This window comes from Photorhabdus sp. HUG-39, assembly GCF_963878365.1.
GTDB classification, from domain to species: Bacteria; Pseudomonadota; Gammaproteobacteria; order Enterobacterales; family Enterobacteriaceae; genus Photorhabdus; species Photorhabdus kayaii.
On record NZ_CAWNWY010000044.1, the window covers coordinates 24,956 to 38,232 of the forward strand.

The 13,277-nt window shown below is 40.0% G+C and carries 15 protein-coding genes; 11 read left to right on the plus strand and 4 right to left on the minus strand.

What is annotated here, in order from left to right; genetic code table 11:
- Positions 1–311: 311 nt before the first annotated feature.
- From AAC155_RS21245 to AAC155_RS21265, 5 genes are all read left to right on the plus strand, one after another.
- The gene (locus AAC155_RS21245) at positions 312–1,262 is read left to right on the plus strand and encodes an aKG-HExxH-type peptide beta-hydroxylase (protein WP_113044046.1); all 951 of its coding nucleotides are present in this window, start codon (positions 312–314) and stop codon (positions 1,260–1,262) included.
- Entirely contained in the window at positions 1,249–2,490 is a 1,242-nt protein-coding gene (locus AAC155_RS21250; RefSeq protein ID WP_158536612.1) for an MFS transporter, read from the plus strand. The genes AAC155_RS21245 and AAC155_RS21250 overlap by 14 nt, the downstream gene beginning before the upstream one ends.
- Positions 2,487–3,041 (plus strand): DUF6817 domain-containing protein, encoded by a 555-nt coding sequence (locus AAC155_RS21255; RefSeq protein ID WP_113044048.1) that lies wholly within the window; start codon positions 2,487–2,489, stop codon positions 3,039–3,041. Before AAC155_RS21250 ends, AAC155_RS21255 begins: the two co-directional genes overlap by 4 nt.
- The gene (locus AAC155_RS21260) at positions 3,029–3,259 is read left to right on the plus strand and encodes a hypothetical protein (RefSeq protein WP_228901802.1); all 231 of its coding nucleotides are present in this window, start codon (positions 3,029–3,031) and stop codon (positions 3,257–3,259) included. Before AAC155_RS21255 ends, AAC155_RS21260 begins: the two co-directional genes overlap by 13 nt.
- 579 nt (positions 3,260–3,838) lie before the next feature.
- The gene (locus AAC155_RS21265; protein ID WP_158536613.1) at positions 3,839–4,453 is read left to right on the plus strand and encodes a M3 family metallopeptidase; all 615 of its coding nucleotides are present in this window, start codon (positions 3,839–3,841) and stop codon (positions 4,451–4,453) included.
- 230 nt (positions 4,454–4,683) lie between these two features.
- Here the strand turns inward: AAC155_RS21265 and AAC155_RS21270 are convergent, their stop codons facing one another.
- A complete protein-coding gene (locus AAC155_RS21270) occupies positions 4,684–5,346 on the minus strand; it encodes an HAD family hydrolase (protein WP_113044051.1) in 663 nt (220 codons plus the stop codon).
- 149 nt (positions 5,347–5,495) lie between these two features.
- Between AAC155_RS21270 and nudC the strand changes: the two genes are divergently transcribed.
- From nudC to AAC155_RS21300, 6 genes are all read left to right on the plus strand, one after another.
- On the plus strand, positions 5,496–6,263 hold the full coding sequence (gene nudC, locus AAC155_RS21275) for an NAD(+) diphosphatase (protein ID WP_113044059.1): 768 nt from the start codon (positions 5,496–5,498) through the stop codon (positions 6,261–6,263).
- Between the two features lie 114 nt (positions 6,264–6,377).
- Complete coding sequence (hemE, locus tag AAC155_RS21280; protein WP_113044052.1) at positions 6,378–7,442, plus strand: uroporphyrinogen decarboxylase; 1,065 nt, start codon at positions 6,378–6,380, stop codon at positions 7,440–7,442.
- 4 nt (positions 7,443–7,446) lie between these two features.
- Positions 7,447–8,115 (plus strand): deoxyribonuclease V, encoded by a 669-nt coding sequence (gene nfi / locus AAC155_RS21285; RefSeq protein ID WP_113044053.1) that lies wholly within the window; start codon positions 7,447–7,449, stop codon positions 8,113–8,115.
- Between the two features lie 76 nt (positions 8,116–8,191).
- The gene (locus tag AAC155_RS21290) at positions 8,192–8,782 is read left to right on the plus strand and encodes a YjaG family protein (protein WP_113044054.1); all 591 of its coding nucleotides are present in this window, start codon (positions 8,192–8,194) and stop codon (positions 8,780–8,782) included.
- A gap of 186 nt (positions 8,783–8,968) precedes the next feature.
- Positions 8,969–9,241 (plus strand): nucleoid-associated protein HU-alpha, encoded by a 273-nt coding sequence (gene hupA, locus AAC155_RS21295; protein ID WP_012776594.1) that lies wholly within the window; start codon positions 8,969–8,971, stop codon positions 9,239–9,241.
- Between the two features lie 68 nt (positions 9,242–9,309).
- Positions 9,310–9,951: a DUF1481 domain-containing protein gene (locus tag AAC155_RS21300; protein WP_113044055.1), complete on the plus strand. Its 642-nt coding sequence runs from the start codon at positions 9,310–9,312 to the stop codon at positions 9,949–9,951.
- A gap of 18 nt (positions 9,952–9,969) precedes the next feature.
- Here the strand turns inward: AAC155_RS21300 and purD are convergent, their stop codons facing one another.
- The 3 genes from purD to AAC155_RS21315 all read right to left on the minus strand — a co-directional run.
- Positions 9,970–11,253: a phosphoribosylamine--glycine ligase gene (gene purD / locus AAC155_RS21305; protein WP_113044056.1), complete on the minus strand. Its 1,284-nt coding sequence runs from the start codon at positions 11,251–11,253 to the stop codon at positions 9,970–9,972.
- Positions 11,254–11,274: 21 nt separating this feature from the next.
- The gene (gene purH / locus AAC155_RS21310) at positions 11,275–12,864 is read right to left on the minus strand and encodes a bifunctional phosphoribosylaminoimidazolecarboxamide formyltransferase/IMP cyclohydrolase (protein ID WP_113044057.1); all 1,590 of its coding nucleotides are present in this window, start codon (positions 12,862–12,864) and stop codon (positions 11,275–11,277) included.
- 37 nt (positions 12,865–12,901) lie between these two features.
- The coding region (locus AAC155_RS21315; protein ID WP_158536614.1) for a hypothetical protein at positions 12,902–13,277 on the minus strand (376 nt) is incomplete at its 5' end.

Consider the following 13,277-nt stretch of genomic DNA (forward strand, 5'->3'; position numbering starts at 1 on the left):
AAGTATTTACAGTGACCAGGTTAATTGTTGTCAGCCATGTTGCTGGTTATTTTGTGATCAATTTCTCATGTTTATTAATTTTTTAGTGAACAAATAGAAAAATTTCTTTATGTTAAATAATGTTTAGCTAAGCATTAATTTTTTAATTATAACTTGTTAAGGAAATAAGATATGAAAAACTTTGACTCTTCTAAAGTAGTTAAAATTAAATCACCATTGTCTGGTTGGGCTGTTAATGACAAAAACGATGATTAATTTATGATCATTCCCCTTCGTATTTTGTACGAAGGGGAATAATATGGAGCTTGAAGATGAATATCGCTACGACATGTTATCCGCATAAACAATTCCGCTCTGATTTCGAATTACAGATCCGTAATTCACTTGAATATTTAATTGAAATAACCGAGTCTGACTTTAAAGTTCCTGATGGATTTTTCATAAAATGGGATTTATGTGCTTCTCATTACTTGGCTATCGATGCAGCCGAAAAGGGTAACAGGGAATTGTGTATTAATTACATTCGGAATGCTATAGCAAAATGTCAGGATTATACGGGAAAGCCAGAGCTATCTATTAAAGCTTTGGATTATTTTATCGAGCCTGTGTTTGATATGAACATGCTTTTCAAAATATTGGAGCAGGATGATAAAGGAGTCAGAGTTGGATACCGATTTGCACATGAAGTAAAAGATGACATAGAGAAGATACAAGAAGCATTGGAATTATTGAAAACCTATGATGAAAATACCTATCTTGAATGTGTATGTTTTATTGATACAATATATCTTACAGGAAAAACAGAAGGGAATTATATCAGGTCAGGCTGCAACTTTAATATGTGGGGGATGATCCTACTTTATAGTGCGGATGAAAATAGTGTACCTTACTATATTGAGCATATCGTTCATGAATGTGCACATCATGCACTAAATATTATTAATGCTCAAGATTATATTGTCTTGAATGATCCTGAAGAGCGTTATAAAGCTCCATTTCGTGAAGATGGCAGACCCATGATCGGAATATTTCATGCTTATTTTGTACTTAACCGGATTTGTCAAACTTTATATAAAATGTCTAATATATACTCTGGCATTTATGAAGAAGAAATTAGATCACGATTTAATACTGCATTGAAAAAATTCTTGGATACAAAAGAGATAATAGATAATCATGCAGAATTGACAGACATCGGGCGTGCTATCTCAGATAGTATCGGTGAAGAAATGAATAGGATTATTCCCAGTGAAGTTAAATGATGATTTTTGGAAAATACGATCTTCGGAAGCATTATATATTTTGAGTTCACGAATAATTGTAGCTCTGGTCACTTTAAGTCTTATTAAGAGTAACCAGCTAATATTGTCTTCGTATTTTCTTTTTGTTTATTTTCTTTCAAGAACGATCTCAGGTCTCGCTCTGTCACACCTTTTTGACCAGCTTGATAAGAAAAAAATTCTTGTTGTACTCAATCTTATATTTATTTTTTTAACAATATATTACCTTTATAACATTAGTTACGGTGGGGAAATATATTTTTTCTTCATCATTAGTATTATACTTGGCTTAATTGATGCTCTTTATTCTCCTGTTGTGAATGCTTATATCCCGTTTATTGTCAGTAAACATGAACTTGATGAAGCATATCGTAAGACATTTTTGTTGCAGGCGTCTCTTAATGTGTTTGGTATCGGTTTGGGAATGGCAGGATATGAAGTTATAGGGATAATTAATATGACATGGACGTTATGCGGATTAATTTTCCTATCCGTATGCATTCTATATGGAGTAAAAAATCGGGGGACAGGGATTTTGCAGAAGAAGGAAGATAATCCATCTTCTGCACTTAACAGTATGAGGCTTTTCTTTCGTTATCGTTTTGAGCCATATTGGGCACTTTCATCTCTGTTAGTGAATATGATTCTAGTTCCGTTTTCTTCTCTTGTTATTCCATATTTTGTAGAGTCAGTAAAACACTCAAGTGCTATTATGATTGGAATAATAGAAGCGAGCGCTGCGATTGGGGCAATTTGTGCTTCCGTATTTTTCCAATCCTATTTTGAAAAAATATATGGTAAAGCTCGCACCGTTATTTTCTCGTTTTTCATGATAGGATTATGTCTGGTTGGCTTATCTTTGTTTATCAGTCATATCATCTGGTGTCTTTTGGCTTTTCTGATCGGAGTCTCTGTTATACTGAATAATGTCAGCATAGAATCCAGTCGTTCCATCGCTATACCGGAAAGACATAGAGTAAAAATACAGACAGTTCATACCGCTTTTATTGGATTGGGGAATCCTTTCGGATTCATTCTTTTCTCTATGATAATAGAAAAATGGAATTATTCTGTTGTACTTCTTATTGGTGGTTTTCTAATATGTGTTGTTTCTCTATTACTGAAATATATTCCTATGTTTGATGATTTGCTTAGTAAAGATAAAGAAGAAATAGATTCTATTTATGATAAAAATTATGGTGATTTATGAGCATATTGACAAAAATTAAAAAATTTTACCAAATTGATAAAGACAAGGTATATGATCGTCATTATTCGTCGCACTTGGTTAATACTGCCAAATTGTTAAATAAATATGGTTGTGAAGAAGTAGTATGTAATGCAGGAATGTTACATTCAATATATGATGAAAATTCAATATATAATAATTCTGGTGTGAGTTATAAAGATAGGGAACATATACAACAAATTGTTGGAAAGGATGTTGAGCTACTTGTTTATTATTATGGGCGAGTTCATTATGCAAAAAGTTATGATAATATATCAAAGAGTGGTAATGTTGTAACACTAAGAGTTCAGACTGAAGATATTTCTATTCCTGAAGATATATTCTCTAATTTGGTTAACGTTATTGTCGCTGACATACTTGAACAGATAATATGGTGTGTAGAAAAGAAAGGCTTTTTTACATACCAAGATGCAAGGGAACACCTTAAGAAACTATTTCCGATATTATATTATTGTTGCCACGGTATACAAATTGATTTTAATAGGTTTTGGAGTTTATCATGCAGAACATAAATTCTATTCATTCAGAAATGGCTATTTTGCATGATAAATATATTCTTGGTGTGATATCTCCTGATAATTTTTTCTTAACATTCAGCCAACTTGAGAAAAAATTAGCGGATTGTGTCATTCACACTCCAAATTGGGCGGAATTTGCCAAAGATATTTATATACCCTATGGATTTCAAGATGCATCGCGACGGCAAGGGAGTGAATCCCCGGGAGCATAGGTAACTATGTGACTGGGGTGAGCGAGTGCGGCCAACAAAGAGGCAACTTGAAAGATAACGGGTATAGATAATCTACATAGAGCATATGAAGTTAAACACTCGATTAATGATGAGAATAAGGAGGTTTTAAATAAAATTTTTCATCTTATAGATGAAATGATTGGAGCAAGAAATTATTTCGTGCAAAGACTAGGGTATAAAAATTTTGCTTCATATAAATGTAATTATCTTTTCAATAAGGATACTGAGAATATTAAGAACACATTGGAAATTTATTATCATAAAATTATAAATTTACTAAAAAATCTTTGTAATCATTTTGGAATTGATATAAAACAATTCACTGAGCCAGATACATTTCGTATGTATCAGAAAAATCTGATAAATAGGCTATCGTTGCCATGTTTTAATTTTCACTTGCCTGAAATACTTAGATTAATTTTTTCTTACTTAAATAAACATAGCTAGGCTCATTTTAGTATTGAATGTGAGTCAACAAACAGGTATATCATCCGTGTATCAACTAATGATGAGCGTTCATTTTGTTTTGTTATACAAGCATGTCAGATACAAGGTACAGTGACAGCGATATCTTGTGACAAAATTTTTGATAGCTCTGTATCAGTAACTTATCTAAAATCTGCTTTATTTCATCAGCCATTGGGAATAGCTGAAATAAAAACGGTAATTCATGAAATTGGTCATCTGATTAGTATTGGTATGGCTAGTATTAATGGAGGTCTTTATCACAGTGATTTCCGCTCAACTATTGAAATACCAAGTCAGTTATCCGAACATATTTTTTTTAATGAACTGGTTTGCAATACAGCTATGAATGAATCACAGAAAATGGTTTTTGATAACTTTATTTGTATGGATATTCTTGATGAGATGCGTCAGATAGAATTCGCGTTTATCGATCTTTATCTCCACAGTGGCATAGCTATATTCGACCTCATGCCAGAGAAATTGATAAACGGTTCTCCGTGTTTCTTCAATTATTCCAATATATTAACTAAGCCGGTTTATCTTGAGCACATCATTTCAGGTGGGAGGGAAGGAGCATACAGCTTGTACCCTCTGAACAATATAGTGGCACATTCCTTGTCTGCCACTATATCACCAAACTGTTTTTTGGATTACTTCATGAATGCAGAGATGCTGAATGACACAATACATTCAATAATTGTCTAATTAAAATAATGCGGCGAAACAGCTTACGCTAGGTACTCCGACAAGAAAGTAAACAGTAGTATATACCCTATGGATTTCAAGATGCATCGCGGCGGCAAGGGAGCGAATCCCCGGGAGCATAGATAACGATGTGACCGGGGTGAGAGAGTGCAGCCAACAAAGAAGCAACTTGAAAGATGACGGGTATAGAAGGGATTATGAAAACTACAACCCTTACTGATTGAAAGTATTTACAGTGACCAGGTTAATTGTTGCCAGCCATGTTGTTGTGCTTCGGTTTTTAAATGGGCATCAGCATTGACCGTAATTACCTCATCGGCAAATTGACACATTGGCAGATCATTAATTGAATCACTGTAAAAGCGAATAATTTGGGGATAACTATTTTTCTGTTCCAGCCACTGTTTTATCCGTTTTACTTTACCTTCACGAAAAGTCGCAATTCCATCTATTTTACCGGTATAACAGCCATTTTCCATTACCATATCAATGCCCAGTGCCGTGTGAATATTCAATTCGGTAGCAATCTTTTTTACAATAAAAGAGACTGTGGCTGAGATGATCATAATTGGGACTTGTTGCTGTTGATACTCTGCAATAAGAGCTTTAGCTTGCGGATAAAATCGAGGTCTGATTTTTTCGTTAACAAATTCAGTCAGCCAAAGATCAACTTGTTCTTGTGGAACCTGATGCAATGTTTGCAGGCTGAATGCCAGATAGTCGTTCATATTCAGCATACCTGCGCTGTAATCAACCATCATTTTTTTGTCTGCTTCGATAAAGCTGGGATCAGTAATTATGCCTTTTTCCCATAAAAACTCTGTCCATATAGCGCTGGAATCACCGGAAATTAAGGTGTCATCCAGATCAAATACTACAAGCAGTTGTGGCATGATGTTGTGTTCCTCAAGTCAAAGCACATTGATAACTGAGAATAATGCTTGTAATACTGTGTAGTGACCAATAGCAATAAAAGCATGTTTTTCTGACTAGAAAGCGTATGATTTATACAGATATTAATCGTAATTATGATGTCATGATGATGCAACAACAAATTACAGGTACAGAACGTGGCTGGTGGATTATCAGCGATGAAAATCGTATTTGGCTCCCGGAAGGGGAATTACCTTTTGGAATTGCTGTCCAATGGTCATTGCAAGGAAAAATAGCCTTGCCTATTGGTGAGTGGCAGGGTGAGAAAGTTTGGCTTATCCGTCAGAAAATGGCTTCAGATATGGTTTCTTTACGGCAAATTGTTGCAAGTGATCGTGGCTTGTTTCAATTAGCTGGCCGGGGAGTGCAATTGGCAGAGTTTTATCGCTCTCATCAATATTGTGGTTATTGCGGCAGTGAAATGCACCATAGTGTCAGTGAATGGGCTTGCTTGTGTCATCACTGTCATGAACGTTATTATCCGCAGATTGCGCCTTGTATTATCGTCGGTATTCGTCGGGATGATCATATTTTGCTGGCTCAACATCAGCGTCATCGTGGAGGCATATACACCGTCCTTGCGGGATTTGTTGAAGTCGGTGAAACACTCGAAGAAGCTGTAGCCCGCGAAGTGATGGAAGAGAGTAATATTAAAATTCGCAACTTACGTTATGTGGCTTCTCAACCGTGGCCCTTCCCTCATTCATTGATGATGGCATTTCTGGCTGATTATGATAGTGGTGAGATCCGCCATGATCCGCAAGAGCTGATTAGTGCAGATTGGTATCACTATGAGCAACTGCCATTGATTCCACCACATAATACTATTGCCCGTCGGTTGATTGAAGATACGGTTGTTCTGTGCCGAAATACGTGATGATGTACTGTTTGGCGCAATTCAACGGGAGAGATTTACCTGTCATGTTACAATGACGTTCTAATCATTGTAGTCAGATTATGTTGCGGCCAATAAATATAGATGGAGCCTGTCATGAATGCGCTGAAAAATGATCGTTATTTACGAGCTTTATTACGCCAATCCGTTGATGTTACCCCTGTTTGGATGATGCGCCAGGCTGGCCGCTATTTACCTGAGTATCAGGCTACTCGTGCTAAAGCCGGTGATTTTATTGCTTTGTGTAAAAACACTGAGCTCGCTTGTGAAGTCACTTTACAACCTTTGCAGCGTTATCCACTGGATGCGGCAATTCTCTTCTCTGATATTCTCACTATTCCTGATGCGATGGGACTGGGGCTCTATTTTGAAGCAGGTGAAGGTCCGCGTTTTAAATCTCCTGTTTTCAGCCGCGCTGATGTGGAAAAGCTGCCGGTGCCTGATCCGGAAATGGAGCTGGGCTATGTGACGGATGCCGTGCGTACGATTCGTAAGGCACTCGCGGGCAAGGTTCCTTTGATAGGCTTTTCTGGTAGTCCGTGGACACTGGCAACTTACATGGTGGAAGGTGGTAGCAGCAAGGCATTCACTAAAATTAAAAAAATGATGTATGCCGAACCTACCGTAATGCATCTGTTGCTGGATAAGCTAGCAGACAGCGTTATTCTTTATCTCAATGCTCAGATTAAGGCAGGTGCTCAGTCTGTGATGGTTTTCGATACTTGGGGTGGAGTACTGACGGGGCGGGATTATCGGGAATTTTCCTTACATTATATGCACAAAATTGTTGATGGTCTGATCCGTGAAAATGAAGGGCGTCGTGTGCCGGTGACACTGTTTACTAAAGGTGGTGGACAATGGCTGGAAGCAATGGCTGAAACCGGTTGTGATGCGCTTGGTTTGGACTGGACGACAGATATTGCCGATGCGCGCCGTCGTGTGGGGAATAAAGTCGCTTTGCAGGGTAACATGGACCCATCCATGTTATACGCCTCTCCAGAACGGATTGAGCAGGAAGTTTCGACAATTTTGCAAGGTTTTGGGACGGGTTCTGGTCATGTCTTTAACCTTGGTCATGGTATCCATCAGGATATACTGCCGGAACACGCAGGGGTATTTGTCGAAGCGGTACATAAACTTTCAGCTAAATATCATCAGTAAAAATATGATTAATACGAAAGCATTACGGCAGGAACAAATAGCAAAGGCTCAACAGGTTATCTGTTATGATGATTTTTCCCCACCTAAATTGATTGCTGGTGCTGATGTGGGTTTCGAACGGCAGGGAACTATTACCCGTGCAGCGATAGCGGTTCTTTCTTATCCTGCTCTTGAACTGGTGGAATATCAGATAGCTCGAATTGAAACTACGCTGCCTTATATTCCCGGTTTACTCTCTTTCCGTGAATATCCTGCATTAATGGCTGCTTGGCAGTTGTTGAAATACAAACCTGATCTAGTAATGGTGGACGGTCATGGCATTGCTCATCCACGTCGTTTAGGTGTTGCTAGCCATTTTGGTTTATTAGCTAATGTGCCCACAATTGGTGTGGCAAAACGTCGTTTATGTGGTGAAAGTGAACCATTGGGGGAACAGCCCGGCAGTTGCCAACCTTTGTTTGATAAAGAGGAGCAGATTGGTTGGGTATGGAGAAGTAAAAAACGTTGTAATCCGTTGTATATTTCTACAGGACACAGAATCAGTCTTGATAGCGCATTGCTATGGGTGGAATGTTGTATGAAAGGTTACCGCTTGCCTGAAACAACCCGTTGGGCAGATGGTATAGCCTCAAATAGGCCATTTTTTGAACAAATGATACAGAAAAATCCTTAAATTCGGTGTAAGCGTGTGGATATTCTTGAATTTCAGGTAAACTGCGGAGCAAATTGTGCATAACGAGTAAAAACTAATGTTACGAAACCCGATACATTTACGGCTGGAAAAACTTGAAAGCTGGCAGCATCTGACCTTTATGGCAAGTCTATGCGAACGGATGTATCCAAATTACCAGATGTTCTGTTGCCAGACGGCGTTTGCAGAACCTGCTCTTTACCGCCGTATTCTGGATTTGGTGTGGGAAATATTAGTTGTAAAAGATGCCAAGGTGAATTTTGATAATCAGTTGGAAAAGTTGGAACAAATTATTCCCTCTGCGGATGATTACGATATTTACGGTGTGTACCCGGCAATTGATGCATGTATTGCATTAGGGGAAATTATTCACTCCCGTCTGAGTGGTGAAACATTGGAGCATGCAATTGCAGTGAGTGAAATTTCAATCCGCACTGTTGCTATGCTTGAAATGACTCAGGCCGGGAAAGAAATGACCGATGAAGAACTAAAAATATTACCTGCTATTGCACAAGAGTGGGACATCCAATGGGAAATTTATCGCTTATTGGTTAGCTGCGAAGAGCGGGATATTGAGTTGATTAAAGGATTGAAAGCTGACCTCCGGGAGTCAGGAATGAGCAACATTGGTATAAATTTAACGCAGTAAAGTGAAAAAACGTGATTTAATGCTTTAAATGCCATGTTCAAAGGCTTCACTTTTGCCCCCACTCTGTTCTACATTTGGGGGGTGAAAAGAAGTGGCTATCGGTGCGTGTATGCAGGGGTGCTGTCATTCGGCATATCCGTCGCACTCGATGCTTTGCAAACGATAAACACACTGTAAGGATAATCTATGAATAAGACTGAATTAGTTGATGCAATCGCAGAAAGCACAGACCTGACTAAAGCTCAGGCAAAAGCTGCTCTGGAATCAACTTTGAATGCAATCACCGAATCCCTGAAAGCGGGCGATTCAGTACAACTGGTAGGTTTTGGTACTTTCAAAGTTAACCATCGTGCAGAACGTACTGGTCGTAACCCGCAAACCGGTAAAGAAATTACAATCGCGGCTGCAAACGTACCTGCTTTCTCTGCTGGTAAGGCTCTGAAAGACGCAGTTAAATAATTTCATTGCAAAAAAGAAAAAATAGAAGGGGTATTATTTATCCCCTTTTGTTGGTTCGTCAGGGGCTGATGACACTAGGATTCGTCTTCGCGCTCAGCGCCTGTACCAATCAACCTAAAGAACCTTCTTTCAGCGCAAGTGGATTCATTGCCAATGATGGTGTTGTCCGCTTGTGGCGTCTCAACGATCAGAACAGTAAACCTCAGGTGCTGATGAGTGTTTACAGCCCCTACCGTAATGACAATACCGTCGTGACTTTTTATGAATATAAGCAGGGAGATTTGCGCCAAATTCGTCGTGAAATTTTGAATGATAAAAATCCACTATCTGAACAACTTCGTTTGAATAAATCCGGTGATGTGATTTTTATGCAAAAGCAGTCGAAAACGCGACGAGAGCCACTTTCTAGCGATGATATTGTTCGTATGCAGTTTAATGCTAAACGGACGCTTGAATTAAGTGATGCGTTGATAGTGGGAAATGTGCGTTTGGTGCAAGGGCACTGGAATAACGGTAAAGTCACTACCTGTGCAGGTGAAACGATTTCCGTTGAGTTTGAACCTTACGCGAGGTCATGGCTTGAACAGCGTGAAAAAAGTAGCTACAGCCAATTAACCATTGCTTGGTTGGAAGCGCCTGCTGGCCGCGAATTACTGTTGGTAGCCAATAATGACTTTTGTCGTTGGGAACCGACGAAGGACAGTCTCTGACCCTCGTCAGTTTTATGATTACTTCAATCGGTTAATTGCCCGATAGCCGATATCCTTGCGGTAAAAACAGCTATTCCATTCAATCTTTTCTGCTTGTTGGTAAGCATTTTTCTGTGCATCTATAATGGTTTCTCCTAATGCTGTAACACACAGAACGCGTCCACCTGCGGTAATAACATCATTGCCTTTCATTGCTGTACCAGCATGGAAAACCTTGCTACTTTCATTTTCTTGTTGGGGCAAACCATGAATAATATCCCCTTTGTGATAATCAGCAGGATACCCTCCGGCAGCGAGTACCACACCCAGAGCAGGGCGTTCATCCCAATCAGACGTTTTACCAGCAAGCTCTCCTTTTGCACCAGCTAGACAGAGTTCAACAAGATCAGAACGCATACGCATCATGATGGGTTGCGTTTCTGGATCACCAAAGCGACAGTTAAATTCAATCACTTTTGGTTCGCCATTTTGGCTGATCATCAAGCCGGCATAAAGAAAACCAGTATAGATATGACCCTCAGCAGCCATACCGTTAACAGTAGGATAAATAATCTCTTCCATAATACGCTGGTGGATTTCATCGGTGACGACTGGAGCGGGAGAATAGGCTCCCATTCCGCCAGTATTTGGACCCGTGTCACCATCACCTATGCGTTTATGATCCTGACTGGTGGCCATCGGAATAACATTCTTACCGTCGACCATAACGATAAAGCTAGCTTCTTCACCTGTTAGAAACTCTTCAATAACAATACGATGGCCTGCATCACCAAACGCATTTCCGGCTAGCATATCTTTTATGGCGGATTGGGCTTCTTCCAGTGTCATCGCAACAATCACACCTTTACCCGCAGCCAGTCCGTCAGCTTTTATAACAATAGGAACGCCGACTTTATCCAGGTAGGCAAGAGCGGGTTCGATAGCTGTAAAATTCTGATAAGCCGCAGTTGGGATTTGATGACGTGCCAGAAAATCTTTGGTAAATGCTTTTGAGCCTTCTAATTGAGCGGCTGCCTGAGTTGGACCAAAAATAGTCAACCCGGCTTTTTGGAATGCATCGACAATACCTATCACCAATGGTGCTTCAGGGCCAACGATAGTCAGCCCAATATCATGGCTTTGTGCAAATACTAACAAGCCGTTGATATCTGTCGCTGAAATATCAATATTTTCGAGATTGCTTTCTAGGGCAGTTCCTGCATTTCCTGGAGCGACATAGACTTTATCAGCTAAAGGAGATTGAGCTGCTTTCCATGCCAGCGCATGTTCGCGTCCACCGCTACCAACAATTAAAATATTCATCAGATTAACTCCTGCTATTGATTAGTGGCGAAAATGGCGCATGCCGGTGAAAATCATAGCAATACCGTGTTCATCAGCCGCGGCAATCACTTCGTCGTCACGGATTGAACCGCCGGGTTGGATAATGCAACTCACGCCGACAGCCGCAGCGGCATCAATGCCGTCACGAAATGGGAAAAAGGCGTCAGATGCCATTGCGCATCCTTGAACTTCTAAGCCTTCATCGGCTGCTTTAATCCCAGCAATTTTTGCGGAATAGACACGGCTCATTTGGCCTGCACCAATACCAATGGTCATATCATTTTTTGCATAAACAATGGCATTAGATTTGACAAATTTAGCGACCTTCCAGCAGAACAGAGCATCTTTCATTTCTTGTTCGGTGGGATGACGTTTGGAAACCACACGTAGGTTAGTTACTGCAACCATACCAATATCGCGATCTTGTACCAGTAGGCCACCATTAACTCGTTTAAAATCGAGGCCAGCAGCCCGGTCTTCCCATTTACCACATGTCAGAACACGGACATTTTGTTTGGTAGCTAGCACCGGTAGTACATCTTTATTTACTGAGGGGGCAATAATTACCTCGACGAATTGGCGGTCGATAATGGCTTGTGCAGTTTTAATATCAAGTTCGCGGTTGAAAGCAATAATACCGCCGAAAGCGGAGGTTGGATCTGTTTTGAATGCGCTATCATAAGCATCGTGGATATCTTTACCAATTGCTACGCCGCATGGGTTAGCGTGCTTAACAATAACACATGCAGGTTCCACGAATTCCTTAACACATTCCAGCGCTGCATCGGTATCAGCAATGTTGTTATAGGAAAGAGCCTTACCTTGTAACTGAGTTGCAGTTGCAATGGATGATTCAGAAAGATTCTCTTCTATATAGAATGCAGCGTCCTGATGGCTGTTCTCACCGTAACGCATATCCTGCTTTTTAATGAAATTCAAATTCAGAGTACGAGGGAAACGTCCTGATGGTTGAGTCGTATCGCCATAATAAGGAGGAACCAGCTTGCCAAAATAGTTAGCAATCATACTGTCATAAGCAGCGGTGTGTTCAAAAGCCTTAATGGCTAAATCGAAGCGAGTTGATTGTGTTAATGACCCCTGATTGTTATCCATCTCTTCAATGATTTTTTCATAATCCTTACTATTTACCACAATCGCTACATCTTTATGGTTCTTAGCCGCAGAGCGAACCATAGTTGGACCACCGATATCAATGTTTTCAACGGCATCTGCCAAAGTACAATCTGATTTAGCTACGGTCTGAGCGAATGGATATAGATTCACAACCACCATATCGATCGGTGAGATTTGGTGTTGTGCCATGATTTCATCATCTTGTCCGCGGCGGCCAAGGATTCCACCATGTACTTTAGGATGCAGCGTCTTAACACGGCCATCCATCATTTCAGGAAAACCGGTGTAGTCTGAAACTTCAGTAACCTTTAGATCTGACTCAGCGAGTAAACGAGCTGTGCCACCAGTAGAAAGCAATTCGACACCGCGTTGAGATAAGGCTTTTGCAAATTCAACAACCCCTGATTTATCGGAAACGCTAAGCAGGGCACGACGGATTGGACGAAGCTGTTGCATTGATTTGATCCCTTGGATTTTGTAAGGCAGTAACATGTTATTGGGAAGAACCCACTATATCAGGACATAAAAAATGGGCACTGCAATAACATTTCAGTGTAGTCAGATAAAATCGCTTGATGATTTTAACCACCGAATTGTAACGAAAACGTTTGCGTGATGCTCGATAAATTTTCATCCAACTAGCCATATGTGGATAAATCTGTTGGTAAGTAGGTATAAAGTAGAGCTTTGCTGTGGAATTAATCAAACGATCAATTTTTTTCAAAATAATTATTGCCAGCGCCAAAGAACGCCCTATAATGCGCCACCACTGACCGACACAACGCTGATAAACATTGTGAGGTCGGGCAGAGAAAAAGCTAATAAGCGCTTGACTCTGCGGGCGAAAGGCGTAGTATACGCAGCCCGGC